The organism is Pseudomonas sp. PSE1(2024), from assembly GCF_050990555.1.
In the GTDB taxonomy this organism is placed as follows: Bacteria; Pseudomonadota; Gammaproteobacteria; order Pseudomonadales; family Pseudomonadaceae; genus Aquipseudomonas; species Aquipseudomonas aphyarum.
The window spans coordinates 640243-661185 of sequence record NZ_CP158967.1; the positions used below are offsets into that span (position 1 = coordinate 640243).

Consider the following 20943-nt stretch of genomic DNA (forward strand, 5'->3'; position numbering starts at 1 on the left):
GATCACGGGAGAGGGTCAGGGGAAGGGGCTCTTCGCAACATTTGCGTGCAACTGTGCCAAACCATTTCACCGCATCGCCCGATTTTGGTGCTGTACTGCCCTAAGCATTCCGGGAAAGCGCCCAAGCCTCTGCATGGCATAAGTCTTGCGCGCTTTCGAATACGCTTGGGCTCGCAGGAGGCACGCCGTGTCGATTCATGTCGCATTGCATCACGTCACGCATTACCGCTACGACCGCGCTGTCGAACTCGGCCCGCAGATCGTGCGGCTGCGCCCGGCTGCTCACAGCCGCACGCGGATTCTGTCTTATTCACTGAAAGTCTCGCCCGAGCAGCACTTCATCAACTGGCAGCAGGATCCTCAAGGCAACTACCTTGCACGGCTGGTGTTCCCCGAGAAAACCGCCGAGTTGCGAATCGAGGTCGATCTGCTGGCCGAGATGGCGGTGTTCAACCCGTTCGACTTTTTCCTCGAGCCCTACGCCGAGAAAGTCCCCTTCGCCTACGCCGCCGATGAACGCAAGGAGTTGGCGCCGTACCTCGAAACCCTGCCGCTGACGCCGAAATTCAAGGCCTATCTGGACGCCATCGACCGTACGCCGCTGCCGGCCGTGGACTTCCTGGTGGCGCTCAACCAGCGTCTGAGCGAAGACATCAATTACCTGATCCGCATGGAGCCGGGCGTACAGACCCCGGAACACACCCTTGAGCATGCCTCCGGCTCCTGCCGCGATTCGGCGTGGCTGCTGGTGCAACTGCTGCGCAATCTCGGGCTGGCGGCGCGTTTCGTCTCCGGTTACCTGATTCAACTGACTGCCGACGTGAAAAGCCTCGACGGCCCTTCCGGCACCGAAGTGGACTTCACCGACCTGCACGCCTGGTGCGAGGTGTATTTGCCCGGCGCCGGCTGGATCGGCCTTGATGCAACGTCGGGGTTGTTCGCCGGTGAAGGGCATATCCCGCTGGCCTGCAGTCCCGATCCGTCCTCGGCGGCGCCGATCAGCGGTCTGGTGGAGCCTTGCGAATGCGAGTTCAGCCACGAAATGTCCGTGGAGCGGATCTGGGAAGCACCCCGGGTCACCAAGCCCTACACCGATGAGCAATGGCTGGCGATCCAGGCGCTGGGCCGGCAGATCGATGCCGACCTGCTGGAAGGCGACGTGCGCCTGACCATGGGCGGCGAACCGACCTTTGTGTCCATCGACGACCCCGACGGTGCCGAATGGAATACCGCTGCGCTGGGCCCGGACAAGCGTCGGCTATCCGCCGAACTGTTCCAGCGCATGCGCAAGCATTACGCGCCCAAAGGGTTGGTGCATTTCGGCCAGGGCAAGTGGTATCCGGGGGAGCAGCTGCCGCGCTGGTCGCTGAATTGCTACTGGCGCCGCGACGGCGTGCCGATCTGGCACAACAACGCATTGATTGCCGATGAGCAGCAGGATTACGGCGCCACGGGTGAACTGGCCGGGCGCTTTCTGGCGAGTGTCGCCGAACGCCTGAAACTGCCGACACGCTTCGTATTCCCGGCCTACGAAGACAATTTCTACTACCTCTGGCGCGAAGGCGCCTTGCCGAGCAACGTCAGCGCCGAAGACTCGCGCCTGGAGGAACCGCTGGAACGTGCGCGACTGCGCAAGGTGTTCAGTCAGGGGCTGGACAAGGTCATCGGCCAGGTGCTGCCGCTGGCGCGCACCGCCAAGGGCGATCAATGGCAGAGCGGGCGCTGGTATCTGCGTGACGAGCATTGCCGGTTGGTGCCGGGGGATTCACCGCTCGGCTATCGCCTGCCACTGGGTTCGCAGCCCTGGGTGAAGGCGGCAGAGTATCCGTTCATTCATCCGAACGATCCGAATCAGGACTTCCCCGAACTGCCCGAAACATCGCAGCTCAACGAACACGGCGAGCCCGCTCCGGCGGACGAGCGTGTGCCGAAGATCGACGAGTCCGCCGACTGGCTGACCCGCACCGCGTTCTGCGCCGAGGCCAGGGAAGGCCGGTTGTACCTGTTCATGCCGCCGCTGGAGCGGGTCGAGGATTATCTGGAGCTGGTGGCCGCCATCGAAGCCACCGCCGAGGAGCTGCACTGTCCGGTGTTGCTGGAAGGCTACGAGCCGCCGAGCGATCCGCGCCTGAGCAATTTCCGCATCACCCCGGATCCCGGCGTGATCGAGGTCAACGTGCAGCCGTCGGCGACCTGGGACGAGTTGGTCGAGCGCACCGAATTTCTGTACGAAGAAGCGCGCCAGACCCGACTGTCCACCGAGAAATTCATGGTCGATGGACGACACACCGGCACCGGCGGCGGTAACCATTTCGTGCTCGGTGGCGCGACACCGGGCGATTCACCGTTTCTGCGCCGTCCGGATCTGCTGCGCAGCCTGATCAGCTACTGGCACAACCATCCTTCGCTGTCCTACCTGTTTTCCGGCCTGTTCATTGGCCCGACCTCTCAGGCACCGCGAGTCGATGAAGCGCGCAACGATGCGCTGTATGAGCTGGAAATCGCTTTCGCGCAGATGCCGGCGCCGGGAGAGGAATGCCCGCCGTGGCTGGTCGATCGCCTGTTGCGCAATCTGTTGATCGACGTCACCGGCAACACCCATCGCGCGGAGTTCTGCATCGACAAGCTGTATTCACCGGATGGCGCCACCGGGCGCCTCGGTCTGCTGGAGTTGCGTGCGTTCGAGATGCCGCCCCATGCGCGCATGAGTTTGGCTCAGCAGCTGTTGTTGCGGGCGCTGGTGGCGCGGTTCTGGCGCGAGCCTTATGCGCCGCCGAAACTGGTGCGCTGGGGCACGGAACTGCACGACTGCTTCCTGCTGCCGCATTTTATCGAGCAGGACTTTGCCGACGTCATCGTCGAACTCAACAACGCCGGTTATCCACTGCGCGCCGAATGGTTCGCGGCGCATCTTGAGTTTCGTTTCCCCAAGGTCGGCGACTACGCCGTCAACGGTATCGAGCTGGAATTGCGTCAGGCCCTTGAACCCTGGCATGTGCTGGGCGAGGAGGGCGCGGCGGGCGGTACGGTGCGCTACGTCGACTCATCGCTGGAGCGATTGCAGGTCAAGCTTACGGGGCTGCCGCCGCAGCGTTATCTGCTGACCTGCAATGGCATCCCGGTGCCGTTGCAACCGAGCGGGCGGGTGGGCGAGTTTGTCGCCGGCGTGCGTTTCCGCGCGTGGCAACCGGCCAACTGCCTGCAACCGACGATCCCGGTGCATGCACCGCTGGTGTTCGACTTGCTTGATACCTGGATGCAGCGCTCGCTGGGCGGTTGCCAGTACCACGTCGCGCACCCGGGCGGGCGCAATTACGAGACGCTGCCGGTCAACGCCAACGAAGCGGAGAGTCGACGCATGGCGCGTTTCTTCCGCATCGGACATACGCCGGGGAAACTTCCGATACCCAATGTCGAAGCGAACGACGAACTACCGATGACACTCGATTTACGACGTTTCTGAATCAGGCACGACGCCCGGATTTTTCGTATATCCGGGCGTCATGTGCCTGCGTTAGTCTGACCGCTCCTTGCCGGCTGCCGAGCTTTCCATGCCTGACCTGCTTGACCGCTACCCGCTGACAGCGGGCACCTATCACGAACTGCTCGACGACAGCGGGGCGGTGCGCCCGCACTGGCGGCGACTGGTCGACCAATTGCAGCGCAGCACCCCGGCGCAACTGGTGCAGCGTCAGGCGTTGCTGACCCGGCAGATCCAGGAAAACGGCGTCACCTACAACGTCTATGCCGACCCCAAGGGCGCGGACCGTCCATGGGAGCTGGATCTGTTGCCCCACGTAATCGCCGCCGATGAGTGGCAACAGCTGTCGGCCGGGATTGCCCAGCGTGCGCGGCTGCTCAATGCGGTGCTGGCGGATCTGTACGGCCCGCAGCAGTTGATCCGCGAAGGCTTGTTGCCGGCGGAGCTGGTGTTCGGCCACAACAATTTTCTCTGGCCCTGTCAGGGCATTGCACCACCGGACGGGGCCTTTCTGCATCTGTATGCCGTGGATCTTGCGCGCACGCCGGACGGGCGCTGGTGGGTGACGGCGGATCGTACCCAGGCGCCATCGGGCGCCGGTTATGCGCTGGAAAACCGCACTATCGTGTCCCGCGCCTTCCCCGAGTTGTATCGGGATCTGAAAGTGCAGCACCTGGCCGGCTTCTTCCGCACCTTGCAGGAAACCCTGGCCCGTCAGGCCCCCTGCGACGATGACGCGCCCCTGGTGGTGTTGCTGACCCCAGGTCGTTTCAACGAAAGCTATTTCGAGCATCTCTATCTCGCCCGCCAGCTCGGTTATCCGCTGGTGGAGGGCGGCGACCTGACAGTGCGTGATGCCACGGTCTACCTGAAAACCCTCAGCGGCCTGCGCCGGGTGCACGCGATCATGCGTCGGCTCGACGATGACTTCTGTGATCCGCTGGAGCTGCGCACGGATTCGGCGCTCGGCGTTCCGGGATTGCTGGAGGTGGTACGTCAGGGACGGGTGCTGGTGGCCAACGCCCTGGGCAGCGGCGTGCTGGAGTCACCGGGGCTGCTGGGCTTCCTGCCGAAGATCAATCAGTACCTGTTCGGCGAAGAGCTGATCCTGCCGTCCATCGCCACGTGGTGGTGCGGCGAAGCGCCGGTGTTGGCCCAGGCCCTGGAGAAACTGCCTGAGCTGTTGATCAAACCGGCGTTCCCGTCGCAAAGTTTTGCGCCGGTGTTTGGTCGGGATCTGAGCGAAAAACAGCGTGAAAGTCTCGCCGCGCGCATGCAGGCCCGCCCTTATGCCTATGTCGCGCAAGAACTCGCCCAGTTGTCCCAGGCGCCGATCTGGCAGCCCGAGGACGGGCAACTGCAACCCCGGGCAATCGGCATGCGCATGTACGCAGTGGCCAGTCACGATGGTTATCGGGTGCTGCCCGGTGGCCTGACCCGGGTCGCCGCGGAAGCCGATGCCGAAGTGGTGTCGATGCAGCGCGGTGGCGCGAGCAAAGACACCTGGGTGCTGGGGGATCGACCGCCGAGCGGTGAGCAGTGGAAAGCCCAGCGCAACATCGGCGTGCCCGATCTGGTGCGCCGTGATCCGTATCTGCCGTCGCGGGTGGTGGAAAACCTGTTCTGGTTCGGACGTTACTGCGAGCGTTGCGACGACAGCGCGCGGCTGTTGCGCATCATGCTCGCGCGTTACGTCGACGGCGATGACCCGCAAGCCTTGCAGGCCGCCGTGGATCTGGGCGAGCGGCTGATGCTGCTGCCGGATGAGGGTGAGCTGCCGGAGCGTTTGCTCGCGGCACTGCTCGGCGAGGACTGGTCGTTCAGCCTGCGTTCCAACCTGCAACGCTTGCAGTGGGCGGCATCGCAAGTGCGCGGCAAGCTGTCCCGGGAAAACTGGCAGGCGCTGGTGGAGTTGCAGCGAGAGGCTTCGGAGCTGGACACCGACGAGCCGGATTTCGGCGAGCTGCTGGATTTTCTCAACCGGTTGGTGATGTCGCTGGCGGCGTTGTCCGGGTTTGCCCTCGACGACATGACCCGCGACGAAGGCTGGCGCTTCCTGATGATCGGCCGGCGGATCGAGCGCCTGCAATTTCTCAGCAGCAGCCTCGCGGGTTTCCTGCGTGGCGCCGGGGCGTTCGATCAAGCGGGGCTTGAATGGTTGCTGGAGCTGGGTAACAGCAGCATCACCTATCGCTCGCGTTATCTGGCGGTGGCGCAGTTGATTCCGGTACTCGACCTGTTGCTGCTGGACGAGCAGAACCCTCATGCGGTGCTGTTCCAGTTGAAACTGGTGACCCGCACCCTCAAGCGGCTGAATGATGATTTCGGTGTGCCGAGGGAGGTGGGGTTGCCGCCGCTGGTCGAGCGTCTGGCGCGTTTCGACCTAAGCTGTCTGGAGAATCCGCTGTTCGGTGAATCCAGCGTGCGCGCGGCCCTCGACGGTCTGGCGGACTTGCTGCAGGAAATCGCCGACGCCAGCAGTCAGGTGTCGGATCGTCTGGCCCTGCGCCATTTCGCCCATGTCGATGATGTCAGCCAGCGCACGGTGTCCGTCTGATGAGCGCCCATTACCAGATCCTTCACGACACCTGCTATCGCTACAACAGTCCGGTGTCCCTGGCCCAGCAACTGGCGCATCTGTGGCCGCGCGAATGCGAGTGGCAGCGCTGCACCGAACAGCAACTGCTGATCAGTCCGGAGCCGACCACCCGCCGTGACGAGCAGGATGTCTTCGGCAATCCGCTGACTCGCCTGGCTTTCGAACGGCCTCACGATGAGTTGCAGGTCAACGCACGGCTGACGGTCGAAGTGCTGGCGCGGCCCGTGGTGGATTTCCATCAGTCACCGGCCTGGGAACTGACCCGTAACGCGCTGACCTACAGCAGCCAGCCGCTGTCCGCCTCGTTGCTGGAGGCCTGTCGCTATCGATTCCAGTCGCCTTACGTGCATCTGAAACGCAGTTTCGTCGAGTTCTCGGAAAGTTGTTTCCCGGCCGGCAGACCGTTGATGTTGGGTGTGCAGGCCCTGATGCAGAAGATCTTCAGCGAATTCACCTTCGATGCCGAAGCGACACAGGTCGCGACGCCGCTGGTGGAAGTGCTCGAGCGCCGACGCGGGGTCTGTCAGGACTTCGCGCACCTGATGCTCGCCTGCGTGCGATCACGCGGGTTGGCGGCGCGTTACGTCAGCGGCTACTTGCTGACTCAACCGCCACCGGGGCAGCCACGGTTGATCGGCGCCGACGCTTCCCATGCCTGGGTTTCGGTGTTTTGCCCGGTGCTGGGCTGGGTGGATTTTGATCCGACAAACAACGTGCAGCCGGCACTGGAGCACATCACCCTGGCCTGGGGCCGGGATTTTTCCGATGTCTCGCCGTTGCGCGGGGTGATTCTGGGTGGTGGCAATCACGACCCGGAAGTCCGCGTCACCGTGTTGCCCTTGGAGGAGTGAAGATCAAATGTGGGAGCGGGCTTGCTCGCGAAAGCAATTTGTCAGTCACATCCATAGTGAATGTCACGACGCTTTCGCGAGCAAGCCCGCTCCCACAGGGATTGTGTTCAGTGGTCCTGCAGTGTTGCTCAGGCGTCGGGTGCCTGGTCTTTCGGTGCCTCAACATCATCATCGGTCGCCACTTCACCATCAGGGTTCAGTGCCGCTTCTTCAGCCATCTGTTTCTTGCGCTGAAGCTTTTCCTCTTTCTTCTGTTCCTTGGCCAGATCACGTTGACGTTTGGCGAAGGAGTAATTGGGTTTGGCCATGGGCGATCCTCTGGGGTCGAAGGTGAGGTTGAGCGGCGCGTATTCTGCCCTGTATCGGTGCCCGGCGGTTAACCGGGTTTCTGGTCGACCCATTTTGGGGTGACGGTGGGCTTCCAGTTGTCGAGGGCTTCGAGCAGCGTTTGCGGCGATTCACTCACTTGCAGCATGTCACGGTGCGGCGCACGAACGAAGCCTTCGCCGACGATGTGATCGAGAAATGCAGTGAGTTTGCTGTAGAAACCGTTCACTTCCAGCAGGCCCAGCGGCTTGCCGTGGTAGCCGAGCTGGCCCCAGGTCCAGACTTCGAACAGCTCCTCCAGGGTGCCAAGGCCACCGGGCAGGGCGATGAACGCATCGCTGAGTTCAGCCATCCGCGCCTTGCGCGCGTGCATGCCGTCGACCACTTCCAGACGCGTCAGGCTCTTGTGACCGATTTCCTTGTCCATCAGGCTCTGCGGGATGATGCCGATCACTTCGCCACCGGCCGCCAGCGCGGCGTCGGCGACAATCCCCATCAGGCCGACGGCGCCACCGCCGTAGACCAGCGTCAGCTTACGCTCGGCGATAGCCGTGCCGAGGGCGATCGCGGCTTCGGTGTACGCCGGGGTGGTGCCAGCGTTGGCACCGCAAAATACACAAACGGATGTGAGAGACATGCCTTCCTCCTGGGTCAATCGGTCACAGGGTAATGGCTGGCACGCCTTGATCCAAGGGCTAGACTTCGCGTTTCGGGGTTTCATAGGTGCCGCTGGCACCACAGGCGTAGGCGGCGAGCAGACTGCACAACAGGCTGTTGAAGGACATGACGGATACTCCAGGTGAGTGTTGAGCCCTGAAGATACGGCCCGGCCAATCGTCTGGCTGTTAGATTGTTTCGATGAGTGTCATAGCCTGAAAGTTGTATACAATTTTTGACTCAAGTCATAGGAACTTGCGAAGATTTCAGGCAGTCTTCCAACCATTCGTGTTTTTGTTAACCCTGCCTTGGAGATTCACCATGTTTTCCAAAGTTGTTGCGGTATCCCTGCTGGCGCTGGCCAGCAGCCAATTGATGGCTGCCGAGTGCAAAACCACCGTTGATTCCACCGACCAGATGTCCTTCAACACCAAGGCCATCGAGATCGACAAGAGCTGCAAGACCTTCACCGTCGAGCTGACCCACTCCGGCAGCCTGCCGAAGAACGTCATGGGCCACAACCTGGTGATCAGCAAAGAAGCCGACATGCAGCCGATCGCCACCGACGGCCTGGCCGCCGGCATCGACAAGAACTACCTGAAGGACGGTGACGAGCGCGTTATCGCTCACACCAAGATCATCGGCGCCAAGGAAACCGACTCGGTGACCTTCGACGTGTCCAAGCTCAAGGCTGACGAGAAGTACGGCTTCTTCTGCTCGTTCCCGGGCCACATCTCGATGATGAAAGGCACCGTGACCCTGAAGTAAGCAACACAAGGTCAAAAAAAAGCGTCCCGAAGGACGCTTTTTTTATGCCCTGGATTCAAGGCGCAAACGGCATGACCCGTTTGTGATGGGTCTTTTTGTAGGTGTTGACGATGATGTCGAACGCCTCCTGACGCACCGGCTCGCCGTGCAGGAAAGCGTCGATCTCGGCGTAGGTCACGCCGTGGGACGCCTCGTCCGGCTTGCCTGGCGAAAGGTCTTCCAGATCCGCCGTCGGCACTTTTTCCACCAGCGATTCCGGTGCGCCGAAGCTGCGGGCGATGGCCCGGACCTGGTTTTTCACCAGACCGCTGAGCGGGGCCAGGTCGCAGGCGCCGTCACCGAACTTGGTGAAGAAACCCATCACCGCTTCCGCCGCGTGGTCGGTGCCGATCACCAGGCCGTGAGCCGCGCCGGCGATGGTGTACTGGGCGACCATGCGCATCCGCGCCTTGGTGTTGCCGAGCACGAAATCCACCGACACCGCATGCTTGCCTTCGAAGGCTGCGACTTCGCTGGCCAGGGATTTCACCGCCGGGCCAATGTTGACGGTGTGGCGCTCGTCCGGGGCGATGAAGTCCACCGAGGCCTGGGCGTCGTGTTCGTCGAACTGCACGTCGTACGGCAGGCGCACGGCGATGAACTTGTAGGCCTCGTCGCCGGTGCGCTCGCGCAGTTCACGCATGGCGCGCTGGGCCAGCAGCCCTGCGGTCAGCGAATCGACCCCGCCGCTGATGCCCAGCACCAGGGTCTTGAGCCCGGAACTGGTCAGGCAATCCTGGATGAAGGTGATGCGTCGGGCGACTTCCGCTTCGAGGGCCTGGTAATCGGCGAACGGCGGCTGAACGTTGAGCTGTTCAGCAATCTCACGCTGTACGGCTTGCATGAATTCACTCCTTGCTAGAAAGGCTGGAAACGGCAGGAACCTGGAAAACGTGTCGCAAATAGGCGACGAAATTCGGGTCTTTGCAGTGGGTCTTGCCCGGCTCGTCGGAGATCTTCGCCACCGGTTGGCCGTTGCAGGCGGTCATTTTAAGCACGATGCTCATCGGTTCGACACCCGGAATGTCACAGGTCAGGTTGGTGCCGATGCCGAAGCTGACATTGATCCGGCCGCGCAGCGCCCGGAAGATCTCCAGCGACTTGGGCAGCGTCAGGCTGTCGGAGAAGACCAGGGTCTTGCTCATCGGGTCGATGCCGAGCTTGTGATAGTGGGCGATGCATTTTTCGCCCCACTGCACCGGATCTCCGGAGTCATGGCGCAAACCGTCGAACAGCTTGGCGAAGAACAGATCGAAGTCGCCGAGGAACGCGTCGGTGGTGATGCAGTCGGTCAGGGCGATCCCCAGCAAGCCGCGATACTCGCGAACCCAGCAATCGAGGGCGGCGATCTGGCTGTCGATCAGTCGCGGGCCGAGTTGCTGGTGCGCCATGATCCATTCGTGGGCCATGGTGCCCAGCGGTTTCATGTCCAGTTCGCGGGACAGGTGCACGTTGCTGGTGCCGACGAAACGCCCGGGGAAATCGTGCTTGAGCACGTTCACCACTTCTTCCTGCACGCGGTAGGAAAACCGTCGGCGCGTGCCGAAATCGGCTACTTGCAGTTCAGATAATTCATCGGCCGAGGCGTTGGCCGTCAGCCAGTCGAACTTGCGGTAAAGCTGTTCGCGGGCCTGTTCCAGCACTGTTTCACGGTAGCGATAGCGGTTGCGCACTTCGCTGACGATCGCCAGCAGCGGCACTTCAAACAGGATCACATGCAGCCACGGCCCGCGCAGGCGGATGAACAGCTCGCCGTTCTCGATGCCGGTGTGCAGGTAGCGCAGGTTGAAGCGGAACAGACCGAGGAAGCGCAGGAAATCCGGCTTGAGGAACGAGATGCGCTCGAGAAAGCTCAACTGATCGGCGCTCAGGCTCAACTCGGCCAGACGCTCGACCTGGAAGCGGATCTCCGCCAGATACGGGCGCAGATCTTCACTGTTACGGCAACGGAACTCCCATTCGACTTCGACGTTGGGGTAGTTGTGCAGCACCGCCTGCATCATCGTCAGTTTGTAGAAGTCGGTGTCGAGCAGGTTCTGCACGATGCGATCGGCAAACACACTCTCGCTCATAACGGGGTCTCCAGACGGGCCGCGCGTTGGCGCGGTATCAATCAATGGCGCTAGTGGCGCATATCCGGGGTGGGGATTGCCAGCGATTTTTATCCCGGCGCAGCGCCTCAGACCGCATCAGGACTGTCGATCTGCTCCAGCATCCACTTCACGAAATCCCGCACCTTGGGCACTTCTGCCGCGTGTTCCGGGTAGGCCAGGTAATAGGCATCGGTGCTGGGCATTGCATGCTGCCAGGGAATGACCAGTTTGCCGTCGGCCAATTCCTCTTCCACCAGAAACCTCGGCAACAGGGCGACGCCGCAGCCGACCTGCGCGGCGCGGATGCACATATAAAAGGTTTCGAAACGCGGGCCGTGGTAGCTGTGTTCGGTCTGGTAGCCCTGGCTGTCGAACCAGTCGTGCCACGCTTGCGGGCGCGAAGCATTCTGCAGCAGGACCAGATCGGTGAGTTGCGTTGGATCAGTCAACGGAGTGTCCGGCAGGCTGCTCGGCGCGCAGACCGGCACCAGCTCTTCGCCGAACAGCTTCAGGCATTCGGTGCCGGGGCGTGAACCCTGGCCGAAATAGAACGCCAGGTCGCTGCGACCTTGCAGCAGGTCATCGGCCTCTTGCTCGTTGCACAGATCCAGATGAATCGATGGATGACGCAGGCGCCAGCCCTTGAGGCGCGGCACCAGCCAGCGGGCGCCGAAGGTCGAGGGCGTGGAGACGCGCAGGACTTCGGTTTCGCCGCCGTAGGAACGCAGGTAATGGGTCGACATCTCGACCTGGGTCAGGATTTTTCTGACTTCCACCAGGTACAGATCGCCGGCCGGGGTCATCTGCAAACGGCGGCGCACCCGGCGGAACAACAAGTGCTGCAGCAATTCTTCGAGCTGCGCCACCTGCTTGCTGACAGCGCTCTGGGTCAGGTTCAGTTCCTCGGCGGCCCGGGTGAAACTCAGGTGTCGGGTCACGGCCTCGAAGCACTGCAACGCGGTGATCGACGGCAAGTGGCGTTTGTTCAGCATGGGCGATCCTTTTCTTGTCTTTCTGCGCAGCATGAATAAACGGAATGATATCTCGCGTAAAGGTCGTTTGTTGCACAGCCTTCCTGACGCTACAACTAAAGGTCTGCCCGGTCGTGAAAACGCGCCCGCACACATTCAGTTTTTTGCTCGAGGAGTGACCCATGGTTGCCGCATTGCTTGATCGTCTAGGTGTGAACCCGGCCCTGTACCAGAACGGCAAAGTGCCGGTGCATTCGCCCATCGACGGCAGCCGCATCGGCGCCGTGAACTGGGAAGGCCCGGCCGAAGTCGAGCAGCACATCAGTCGCGCAGATCATGCGTTCGAACAATGGCGCAAGGTGCCGGCCCCGCGTCGCGGTGAGCTGGTGCGTCAGTTCGGCGAAGTGCTGCGTGAATACAAAAATGATCTTGGCGAACTGGTTTCCTGGGAGGCCGGCAAGATTACTCAGGAAGGCCTCGGTGAAGTGCAGGAGATGATCGACATCTGCGACTTCGCCGTCGGCCTGTCCCGCCAGCTTTACGGTTTGACCATCGCCTCCGAGCGCCCGGGCCACCACATGCGTGAAACCTGGCACCCACTGGGTGTGGTCGGCGTGATCAGTGCGTTCAACTTCCCGGTCGCGGTGTGGGCGTGGAACACCACGCTGGCGCTGGTCTGCGGCAACCCGGTGGTGTGGAAACCATCGGAGAAAACCCCGCTGACCGCTCTGGCCTGTCAGGCGCTGTTCGAGCGCGTATTGAAGAATTTCAGCGATGCCCCGGCGCACCTGAGCCAGGTGATCATCGGCGGTCGCGATGCCGGCGAAGCGCTGGTCGATGACCCGCGTGTCGCGCTGATCAGCGCCACGGGCAGCACCCGCATGGGCCGCGAAGTGGCGCCGAAAGTCGCCGCACGCTTCGCCCGCAGCATTCTCGAACTGGGCGGCAACAACGCGATGATCCTCGGCCCGAGCGCCGATCTGGACATGGCCGTGCGCGCCATTCTGTTCAGCGCCGTCGGCACCGCCGGCCAGCGTTGCACCACGTTGCGTCGCCTGATTGCCCATGAATCGGTGAAAGAAGAAATCGTCACCCGCCTCAAAGCCGCGTACTCCAAAGTCCGTATCGGCCATCCGCTGGAAGGCAATCTGATCGGCCCGCTGATCGACAAGCACAGCTTCGAAAACATGCAGGACGCGCTGGAGCAGGCGTTGAGCGAGGGCGGTCGGGTGTTCGGCGGCAAGCGCCAACTGGAAGATCAATTTCCGAATGCCTACTACGTGGCGCCGGCCATCGTTGAAATGCCGGAGCAGAGTGACGTGGTGTGCAGCGAAACTTTCGCTCCGATCCTTTACGTGGTCGGTTACAGCGATTTCGAAGAGGCGTTGCGCCTGAACAACGCCGTGCCGCAAGGCCTGTCGTCGTGCATCTTCACCACCGATGTGCGCGAGGCCGAGAAATTCATGTCGGCGGTCGGCAGCGACTGCGGCATCGCCAACGTCAACATCGGCCCGAGTGGCGCGGAGATCGGCGGCGCGTTCGGTGGCGAGAAAGAAACCGGTGGCGGTCGTGAGTCGGGCTCGGATGCATGGCGCGCGTACATGCGCCGTCAGACCAACACCGTGAACTACTCGCTGGAGTTGCCGCTGGCGCAGGGCATCACGTTCGATTGAGGATTGAGCGGTAAGTCCCTTGTGGGAGCGAGCCTGCTCGCGATAGCGGTGTGTCAGTCGACACCAATGTTGGCTGAAACGCCGCTTTCGTCGGAGCGCCGCCCGGAGCAGGCTCGCTCCCACATTGTTGAACTGTGTGTTTGTTAGGTTTCTGTTGGAGTCTGGCAATGCCGTTACGCGAAGAATGTCTGTGGGAAAAACTCACGCCGCAACGACCGGATAACACGGCGCTCAGGGGCGAAGTCAAAGTCGATGTCTGCGTGATCGGCGCCGGGTTTACCGGGCTGTCGGCGGCGCTGCATCTGCTGGAAAAGGGCAAGAGCGTCTGCGTGCTCGAAGCCCATCGCGCCGGGCATGGTGGCTCCGGGCGCAACGTCGGGCTGGTCAACGCCGGGATGTGGATTGCGCCGGACGAGATCGAGGCCGGCTTCGGCGAGGCGGTCGGCAGTCAGCTCAACCGCATGCTCGGTGCGGCGCCGGCGCTGGTGTTCAGCCTTGTGGATAAATACAACATCGATTGCCAGTTGCGCCGCGAAGGCACCCTGCACATGGCGCACAACGCCAAGGGCGAGGCGGATCTGCGCAGTCGCGAAGAACAGTGGAAACGCCGCGGTGCACCGGTCGAACTGTTGACCGGCAAGGCCTGTGAACAGGCGACCGGTACACAGAAGATTGCCGCCGCTTTGCTCGACCGGCGTGCCGGTACGCTCAATCCGATGGCTTATGTCACCGGGCTGGCCAACGCTGTGATCGGCCTCGGCGGGCAGATGTTCGATCACTCTCCGGTCGCGCGTCTTGAGCGCCAGGGGCAGAAATGGTCGGTGCAGACCGAGCAGGGTGCGGTGCTCGCCGAACAAGTGGTGATCGCCTCCAACGCCTACACCGAAGGCGACTGGACCGAACTCAAGCGTAACTTCTTCCCCGGTTACTACTATCAGGTCGCTTCGGTGCCGCTCACCGAAGACGCTGCCCATGAAATCCTCCCGGGCGGGCAGGGCTCGTGGGATACCCGCCAGGTGCTGAGCAGCATCCGCCGTGACAAGGATGGTCGTCTGCTGCTGGGCAGCCTTGGCAACGGCAATCAGAAACCGGCCTGGTTTCTCAAGGCTTGGGCCGACCGGGTGCAGCAGCATTACTTCCCTAATCTCAAATCCGTGGAGTGGGAATGCACCTGGACCGGGCGCATCGCTTTCACTCCCGATCACCTGATGCGCCTGTTCGAGCCGGCCCCCGGACTGGTGGCCGTCACCGGTTACAACGGTCGTGGCGTGACCACCGGCACCGTGGTCGGCAAGGCGTTCGCCGACTACCTGTGTAACCGAAATCCTCAGGCGTTGCCGATTCCCTTCGCACCGATGCAGCCCCTGGCGGGTGTGGGCTTGCGCAGTTGTCTGTACGAGGCCGGGTTCTCGCTGTATCACGCGGGCCAGTGCCTGCGGATCGTCATTTGAGTGTTGAAATATGTTGCCGGAAGCGGCGCTTTTCGATGTAGCGACTAGCCTGTAATGGTGCGGGTTGTAGCAGTCCCGCACCAGCAGTGTGCAGTTCGGTGACGCGGGCTGTTACAGGCTGGTTGCACGTCGTTTGGCGCCGCGGTTGCAATGATGGCGCGTGCTGGTTGCGCCTGAAAAAATAATTGGTTTCACCTTCCGCGGTTTAGACGGTTGCACGCCCAATGAAAATGGGAACGAAACAGTCGAAATAACAAGAAAGCAGCGACTTTTTGAAGAATAAAAAACCGATGGCACGGCCCTTGCTCTGAGCATTCAAGTGAAGTCGCAGTGCCAACTAAAAAAAACCTTGGAGCACCACCTCATGTCCCAGACGTTTTACAAGAAAGGCTTTCTGGCCCTCGCAGTGGCTACTGCGCTGGGTGTTTCTGCGTTTGCACAAGCTGATGTGAAAATCGGTGTGGCGGGTCCGATGACGGGCGCCAACGCGGCATTTGGCGAGCAATACATGAAAGGGGCACAAGCGGCAGCCGACGCGGTCAACGCGGCGGGCGGCGTCAACGGGGAGAAGATCGTCCTGGTCAAGGGCGATGACGCTTGCGAGCCGAAACAGGCGGTGACGGTCGCCAAGGACCTCACCAACCAGAAGGTCGCCGGTGTGGTCGGCCACTTCTGCTCGTCCTCCACCATTCCTGCGTCCGAGATCTACGACGAAGCCGGCATCATCGCGATCACCCCGGGTTCCACCAACCCGCAAGTGACCGAGCGCGGCCTGAGCGCCATGTTCCGTATGTGCGGCCGTGACGACCAGCAAGGCATTGTGGCCGGCGACTACATCGTCGACGTGCTCAAGGGCAAGAAAGTGGCCGTGCTGCACGACAAAGACACCTACGGTCAGGGCCTGGCCGATGCGACCAAGGCTCAACTGGAAAAACGCGGCGTGAAGCCGGTGCTGTACGAAGGCCTGACCCGTGGCGAGAAAGACTTCAGCGCCGTGGTCACCAAGATCCGCGCGGCCGGTGCCGACGTGGTCTACTTCGGCGGCCTGCACCCGGAAGCCGGTCCACTGGTCAAGCAACTGCGTACCGAAGGCCTGAAAGACGTGAAGTTCATGTCTGACGACGGCATCGTGACCGACGAACTGGTGACCACCGCTGGCGGCCCACAGTATGTCGACGGCGTGCTGATGACCTTCGGCGCCGACCCGCGCCTGCTGCCGGAAAGCAAGACTGTAGTGGATGCCTTCCGCAAGGCCGGCACCGAGCCTGAAGGCTACACCCTGTACGCCTACGCTTCGGTTCAGGCACTGGCCGCCGGCTTCAACGGCGCCAAGTCCAACAAGGGCGAAGACGCTGCCAAATGGCTGAAAGCCAACCCAGTGAAAACCGTGATGGGCGAGAAGACCTGGGACGCCAAGGGCGACCTGAAAGTCTCCGACTACGTGGTTTACCAGTGGGACGCGACCGGCAAATATCACCAGCTGGAAAAACAGAAGTAAGGGCTGACGCGATCGGCTGACCTCTGCAGAACACCTGTGGGGGCCAGCCCGGTCGTGGCTGACATTGCTCCGACGTAAATCTGTATTTTTCCTAGAAGAACCGCGCGCCCCAGGGTGTGCAGGTTCTCACTGCGTGAGATTGCGTTATGGATGGTATTTTCCTGCAGCAACTGGTCAACGGCCTGACCCTCGGGTCGGTCTACGGCCTGATCGCCATCGGCTACACAATGGTCTACGGCATCATCGGCATGATCAACTTCGCCCACGGCGAGGTTTACATGATTTCCGCTTACCTCGCGGCAATCAGTCTGGCTCTGCTGGCTTACTTCGGTATCGAATCCTTCCCGCTGCTGATGCTCGGCACACTGGTCTTCACCATCGTTGTCACGGGGGTGTATGGCTGGGTCATCGAACGCATCGCCTACAAACCACTGCGCAACTCCACCCGACTGGCACCGCTGATCAGCGCCATCGGTATTTCCCTGATTCTGCAAAACTATGCCCAGATCAGCCAGGGCGCCCGCCAACAGGGTGTTCCGACGCTGCTCACCGGTGCCTGGCGCATCGACGTCGGTTCGGGCTTCGTCCAGCTGACCTACACCAAGATCTTCATTCTTGTCGCGGCGTTCGTCGGGATGGGCCTGCTGACCTACGTGATCAAGTACACCAAGCTCGGCCGCATGTGCCGCGCCACCCAGCAAGACCGCAAGATGGCTTCGATCCTGGGGATCAACACCGACCGGGTGATTTCCTATGTGTTCATCATCGGTGCAGCGATGGCGGCCCTGGCCGGCGTGCTGATCACCATGAACTACGGCACGTTCGACTTCTACGCAGGCTTCGTCATTGGCATCAAGGCGTTCACCGCTGCGGTGCTCGGCGGGATCGGCTCGCTGCCTGGCGCCATGTTGGGCGGGATCATCCTCGGGATCTCCGAGTCGCTGTTCTCGGGCCTGGTCAACTCCGACTACAAAGACGTGTTCAGCTTCTCGCTGCTCGTACTTGTTCTGGTCTTCCGGCCTCAGGGCCTGCTGGGCCGTCCTCTTGTGTCGAAGGTGTAAGCGATGTCTTCAACCACTACAAAATCCATTGATGTCAAAAAAAGCCTGGTTGAGGCGATTCTCGCCGGTCTGATTGCCCTGATCGTGTTCGGGCCGATTGTCGGCGTGGTACTCGACGGCTACAGCTTCAACCTCGAACCGACCCGCGTGGCGTGGATCATCGCCATCGTCATGGCTGGCCGTTTTGCCCTCAGCCTGTTCCTGCAAACCCCCAAGGGCCTGCGCATTCTCGAAGGATTCGAGAGCACCGGTTCCGGCGTGCATGTGTTGCCCGCCGATCACAAATCCCGCCTGCGCTGGATCATCCCGCTGCTGATCGTGCTGGCCGTGGCCGTGCCGTTCGTGTCCAACTCCTACCTGCTGGGCGTGGTCATCCTCGGTTTGATCTACGTGCTGCTGGGTCTGGGGCTGAACATCGTGGTAGGTCTGGCCGGCCTGCTCGACCTGGGTTACGTGGCGTTCTACGCCATCGGCGCCTACGGTCTGGCGCTCGGATATCAGTACCTCGGGCTGGGCTTCTGGACCGTGCTGCCGCTGGCGGCGATCACTGCTGGCCTTGCCGGTTGCATCCTCGGTTTCCCGGTGCTGCGCCTGCACGGCGACTACCTGGCGATCGTGACCCTGGGCTTCGGTGAAATCATTCGTCTGGTGCTCAACAACTGGCTGTCCCTGACCGGCGGCCCGAACGGCATGCCGGCGCCACTGCCGACCTTCTTCGGTCTGGAGTTCGGCAAGCGTGCGAAGGATGGCGGGGTACCGTTTCACGATTTCTTTGGCATCGCCTACAACCCGGACGTGAAGTATTACTTCATCTATGCGGTGCTGTTCCTGGTGGTGCTGGCGGTGCTGTACATCAAGCATCGTCTGGTGAAGATGCCGGTCGGCCGCGCCTGGGAAGCCCTGCGTGAAGACGAGATCGCTTGCCGCTCGATGGGCCTCAACCATGTGCTGGTCAAGCTCTCGGCGTTCACCATCGGTGCGTCCACGGCGGGTCTGGCGGGTGTGTTCTTCGCCACCTACCAAGGCTTCGTCAACCCGACCTCGTTCACCTTCTTCGAATCGGCGCTGATCCTCGCCATCGTGGTGCTCGGCGGCATGGGCTCGACCATCGGTGTGGTGATCGCAGCGTTCGTGCTGACCGTCGCTCCGGAACTGCTGCGCGGCTTCGCCGAATACCGCGTGCTGCTGTTCGGGATCCTGATGGTGTTGATGATGATCTGGCGACCTCGCGGGCTGATTCGCATCAGCCGTACCGGGGTCACTCCACGCAAAGGTGCCATTCACTATGAGAGGACTGCGCCATGAGTGAAGTCGTACTCTCTGTTGAAAAACTGATGATGCATTTCGGTGGCATCAAGGCTTTGAGCGACGTCAGCCTGAAGGTCAAACGCAACTCGATCTTCGCCCTGATCGGCCCCAACGGCGCCGGCAAGACCACGGTGTTCAACTGCCTGACCGGGTTCTACAAGGCCTCCGGCGGCAAGATCGAACTCAACGTGCGCGGCCAGCAGACCAACGTCATCCAGCTGCTGGGCGAGTCGTTCAAGCCGACCGACTTCGTCTCGCCGAAAAACTTTGCCAGTCGCCTGTACTACAAGATGTTCGGCGGCACTCATCTGGTGAACCGCGCGGGCCTCGCCCGGACGTTCCAGAACATTCGCCTGTTCAAGGAAATGTCGGTGCTCGAAAACCTGCTGGTGGCCCAGCACATGTGGGTCAACCGCAACATGCTGGCCGGCATCCTCAACACCAAGGGCTATCGCAAGGCTGAAAGCGACGCGCTGGACTGCGCGTTCTACTGGCTGGAAGTGGTGGATCTGGTGGACTGCGCCAACCGTCTGGCCGGTGAACTGTCCTACGGCCAGCAACGCCGTCTGGAAATCGCCCGGGCCATGTGCACGCGGCCGCAGATCATCTGCCTCGACGAACCGGCCGCCGGCCTCAACCCTCAGGAAACCGAAGCGCTGAGCGCGATGATCCGGCTGCTGCGCGACGAGCACGATCTGACCGTGGTGCTGATCGAACACGACATGGGCATGGTAATGAGCATTTCCGATCACATCGTGGTGCTGGACCACGGCATCGTCATCGCCGAGGGCGGTCCGGATGCCATTCGTAACGATCCGAAAGTGATCGCGGCCTACCTGGGCGCCGACGAAGAGGAAGTCGTATGACGCAACCCATCCTCGAACTCAAGGATCTGGACGTGTTCTACGGCCCGATCCAGGCCCTCAAAGGCGTTTCGCTGCAGATCAACGAAGGGGAAACCGTCAGCCTGATCGGCTCCAACGGTGCCGGCAAATCCACTCTGCTGATGTCGATCTTCGGCCAGCCACGGGCGGCGGGCGGGCAGATCCTCTATCAGGGCGTGGACATTACCCACAAGTCATCGCACTACATCGCTTCCAACGGCATCGCGCAATCGCCGGAAGGGCGGCGGGTGTTCCCCGACATGACCGTCGAGGAAAACCTGCTGATGGGCACCATTCCGATCGGCGACAAGTACGCCAAGGAAGACATGCAGCGCATGTTCGAGCTGTTCCCGCGGCTCGAAGAGCGCCGCACGCAGCGCGCCATGACCATGTCCGGCGGCGAGCAGCAGATGCTCGCCATCGCCCGGGCGCTGATGAGCCGGCCCAAGCTGTTGCTGCTGGATGAGCCGAGCCTGGGCCTGGCGCCGATCGTGGTGAAACAAATCTTCGCCACCCTGCGGGAACTGGCGAAAACCGGGATGACCATTTTCCTCGTCGAGCAGAACGCCAACCATGCGCTGAAACTGTCCGACCGGGCGTACGTGATGGTCAACGGCGAGATCCGCCTGACGGGCACCGGTAAGGAGCTGCTGGTGAACGAGGAAGTGCGCAACGCTTACCTCGGCGGTCACTGATCGTTTGAAGTTGTCCACAAGCCCCGATACGTGAGTGTCGGGGCTTTTTTGCGTCTGCTTGTTCGCTGAAAACCAGGACTTTCGGGAAATTGTGGAAAACAAAATCGCCAACCTGCCAAAGCGCGACATAAAGCCGCTGCAAATGGCTGTTTTTCCACAGTTTTGACTTGTCCCCGTTTGCTGTGGAGCTGGCTGTGAATAACGTGGGTGTAGCTGGCTGAAAGCCTTTGAATCCGTGGCTTGCAGCGCTGTGGTTGTTTTTTGATCAGTGTGTTTTTGCTGAGGTGAAGGCCTGTTTGTCAACCTTTTTATGGGCGTGCAAAACAGCGCGGATGGCTGTGGTCAATCCTGTGGATAAGTCTGTGATTAAACTCTGGAAAGACTCGGCTAAGGGCCGTAATTGCTGGCCTCGCGCAATCATGGCCATGACCGCCCGGTCGTGCAAAATGCCCTGCCCGGCACAACTGGTTGTTCAGGGTCAAGCAAAAAACTTTCCAAATCGCCCGCAAAGCCTTGTGTGGCGCGGCTTTGCGCTTTTCCACTTGCCCCCGGAAACTGTGGAAGGGCTTGTGGATAACGTGCGTGCA

General features: G+C 61.5%; 16 protein-coding genes. 11 read left to right on the forward strand and 5 right to left on the reverse strand.

Features of this window, described 5'->3' with window-relative positions:
• Positions 1–187 precede the first annotated feature (187 nt).
• The 3 genes from ABTV87_RS02770 (at position 188) to ABTV87_RS02780 (ending at position 6931) form a co-directional block, all read left to right on the forward strand.
• Positions 188–3463, forward strand: a complete 3276-nt coding sequence (locus ABTV87_RS02770; protein ID WP_433898948.1) for a DUF2126 domain-containing protein — start codon at positions 188–190, stop codon at positions 3461–3463.
• An 88-nt stretch (positions 3464–3551) separates the two neighbouring features.
• Complete coding sequence (locus ABTV87_RS02775) at positions 3552–6038, forward strand: circularly permuted type 2 ATP-grasp protein (RefSeq protein WP_433898949.1); 2487 nt, start codon at positions 3552–3554, stop codon at positions 6036–6038.
• Positions 6038–6931: a transglutaminase family protein gene (locus ABTV87_RS02780; RefSeq protein ID WP_085608509.1), complete on the forward strand. Its 894-nt coding sequence runs from the start codon at positions 6038–6040 to the stop codon at positions 6929–6931. Before ABTV87_RS02775 ends, ABTV87_RS02780 begins: the two co-directional genes overlap by 1 nt.
• Positions 6932–7059: 128 nt before the next feature.
• Here ABTV87_RS02780 and ABTV87_RS02785 read toward each other — a convergent pair whose 3' ends face one another.
• Positions 7060–7239 carry a hypothetical protein gene (locus tag ABTV87_RS02785; RefSeq protein WP_007950694.1) on the reverse strand — a complete coding sequence of 60 codons (180 nt, stop codon included), beginning with the start codon at positions 7237–7239 and terminating at the stop codon, positions 7060–7062.
• Between the two features lie 68 nt (positions 7240–7307).
• On the reverse strand, positions 7308–7895 hold the full coding sequence (locus ABTV87_RS02790) for a TIGR00730 family Rossman fold protein (RefSeq protein ID WP_039766689.1): 588 nt from the start codon (positions 7893–7895) through the stop codon (positions 7308–7310).
• Between the two features lie 341 nt (positions 7896–8236).
• On the opposite strand from ABTV87_RS02790, the gene azu reads away from it, so the two are divergent.
• Positions 8237–8683, forward strand: a complete 447-nt coding sequence (azu, locus tag ABTV87_RS02795; RefSeq protein ID WP_064593127.1) for an azurin — start codon at positions 8237–8239, stop codon at positions 8681–8683.
• Positions 8684–8738: 55 nt separating this feature from the next.
• On the opposite strand, the gene nadE is transcribed toward azu, so the two are convergent.
• From nadE to ABTV87_RS02810, 3 genes are all read right to left on the reverse strand, one after another.
• Positions 8739–9566, reverse strand: coding sequence for an ammonia-dependent NAD(+) synthetase (gene nadE / locus ABTV87_RS02800; protein ID WP_007950678.1), 828 nt, complete (start codon positions 9564–9566; stop codon positions 8739–8741).
• 4 nt (positions 9567–9570) lie between these two features.
• Positions 9571–10794 carry a nicotinate phosphoribosyltransferase gene (pncB, locus tag ABTV87_RS02805; protein WP_085608510.1) on the reverse strand — a complete coding sequence of 408 codons (1224 nt, stop codon included), beginning with the start codon at positions 10792–10794 and terminating at the stop codon, positions 9571–9573.
• Positions 10795–10901: 107 nt separating this feature from the next.
• Positions 10902–11807 carry a LysR family transcriptional regulator gene (locus tag ABTV87_RS02810; protein ID WP_007950669.1) on the reverse strand — a complete coding sequence of 302 codons (906 nt, stop codon included), beginning with the start codon at positions 11805–11807 and terminating at the stop codon, positions 10902–10904.
• 161 nt (positions 11808–11968) lie between these two features.
• On the opposite strand from ABTV87_RS02810, the gene amaB reads away from it, so the two are divergent.
• The 7 genes from amaB to ABTV87_RS02845 all read left to right on the forward strand — a co-directional run bounded on the left by amaB (position 11969) and on the right by ABTV87_RS02845 (position 20356).
• On the forward strand, positions 11969–13459 hold the full coding sequence (amaB, locus tag ABTV87_RS02815) for an L-piperidine-6-carboxylate dehydrogenase (RefSeq protein WP_127796763.1): 1491 nt from the start codon (positions 11969–11971) through the stop codon (positions 13457–13459).
• A 167-nt stretch (positions 13460–13626) separates the two neighbouring features.
• Positions 13627–14910 carry an L-pipecolate oxidase gene (amaA, locus tag ABTV87_RS02820; RefSeq protein ID WP_433898950.1) on the forward strand — a complete coding sequence of 428 codons (1284 nt, stop codon included), beginning with the start codon at positions 13627–13629 and terminating at the stop codon, positions 14908–14910.
• Positions 14911–15274: 364 nt separating this feature from the next.
• Positions 15275–16408: an ABC transporter substrate-binding protein gene (locus ABTV87_RS02825; protein WP_127796765.1), complete on the forward strand. Its 1134-nt coding sequence runs from the start codon at positions 15275–15277 to the stop codon at positions 16406–16408.
• A gap of 146 nt (positions 16409–16554) precedes the next feature.
• Positions 16555–17469 carry an ABC transporter permease subunit gene (locus ABTV87_RS02830; RefSeq protein ID WP_007950661.1) on the forward strand — a complete coding sequence of 305 codons (915 nt, stop codon included), beginning with the start codon at positions 16555–16557 and terminating at the stop codon, positions 17467–17469.
• Positions 17470–17472: 3 nt separating this feature from the next.
• Positions 17473–18774, forward strand: coding sequence for a high-affinity branched-chain amino acid ABC transporter permease LivM (livM, locus tag ABTV87_RS02835; protein ID WP_433898951.1), 1302 nt, complete (start codon positions 17473–17475; stop codon positions 18772–18774).
• Positions 18771–19643, forward strand: a complete 873-nt coding sequence (locus ABTV87_RS02840; RefSeq protein ID WP_007950657.1) for an ATP-binding cassette domain-containing protein — start codon at positions 18771–18773, stop codon at positions 19641–19643. The genes livM and ABTV87_RS02840 overlap by 4 nt, the downstream gene beginning before the upstream one ends.
• The gene (locus ABTV87_RS02845) at positions 19640–20356 is read left to right on the forward strand and encodes an ABC transporter ATP-binding protein (protein WP_007950655.1); all 717 of its coding nucleotides are present in this window, start codon (positions 19640–19642) and stop codon (positions 20354–20356) included. Before ABTV87_RS02840 ends, ABTV87_RS02845 begins: the two co-directional genes overlap by 4 nt.
• The last annotated feature ends 587 nt before the right edge of the window (positions 20357–20943 follow it).

Excerpts from the sequence above, each read along its gene's own strand:
- ABTV87_RS02775 (WP_433898949.1), top strand. The coding sequence starts at position 3,552 with ATGCCTGACCTGCTTGACCGCTACCCGCTGACAGCGGGCACCTATCAC.
- ABTV87_RS02780 (WP_085608509.1), top strand. The coding sequence starts at position 6,038 with ATGAGCGCCCATTACCAGATCCTTCACGACACCTGCTATCGCTACAAC.
- ABTV87_RS02785 (WP_007950694.1), bottom strand. The coding sequence starts at position 7,239 with ATGGCCAAACCCAATTACTCCTTCGCCAAACGTCAACGTGATCTGGCC.
- ABTV87_RS02790 (WP_039766689.1), bottom strand. The coding sequence starts at position 7,895 with ATGTCTCTCACATCCGTTTGTGTATTTTGCGGTGCCAACGCTGGCACC.
- azu (WP_064593127.1), top strand. The coding sequence starts at position 8,237 with ATGTTTTCCAAAGTTGTTGCGGTATCCCTGCTGGCGCTGGCCAGCAGC.
- nadE (WP_007950678.1), bottom strand. The coding sequence starts at position 9,566 with ATGCAAGCCGTACAGCGTGAGATTGCTGAACAGCTCAACGTTCAGCCG.
- pncB (WP_085608510.1), bottom strand. The coding sequence starts at position 10,794 with ATGAGCGAGAGTGTGTTTGCCGATCGCATCGTGCAGAACCTGCTCGAC.
- ABTV87_RS02810 (WP_007950669.1), bottom strand. The coding sequence starts at position 11,807 with ATGCTGAACAAACGCCACTTGCCGTCGATCACCGCGTTGCAGTGCTTC.
- amaB (WP_127796763.1), top strand. The coding sequence starts at position 11,969 with ATGGTTGCCGCATTGCTTGATCGTCTAGGTGTGAACCCGGCCCTGTAC.
- amaA (WP_433898950.1), top strand. The coding sequence starts at position 13,627 with ATGCCGTTACGCGAAGAATGTCTGTGGGAAAAACTCACGCCGCAACGA.
- ABTV87_RS02825 (WP_127796765.1), top strand. The coding sequence starts at position 15,275 with ATGTCCCAGACGTTTTACAAGAAAGGCTTTCTGGCCCTCGCAGTGGCT.
- ABTV87_RS02830 (WP_007950661.1), top strand. The coding sequence starts at position 16,555 with ATGGATGGTATTTTCCTGCAGCAACTGGTCAACGGCCTGACCCTCGGG.
- livM (WP_433898951.1), top strand. The coding sequence starts at position 17,473 with ATGTCTTCAACCACTACAAAATCCATTGATGTCAAAAAAAGCCTGGTT.
- ABTV87_RS02840 (WP_007950657.1), top strand. The coding sequence starts at position 18,771 with ATGAGTGAAGTCGTACTCTCTGTTGAAAAACTGATGATGCATTTCGGT.
- ABTV87_RS02845 (WP_007950655.1), top strand. The coding sequence starts at position 19,640 with ATGACGCAACCCATCCTCGAACTCAAGGATCTGGACGTGTTCTACGGC.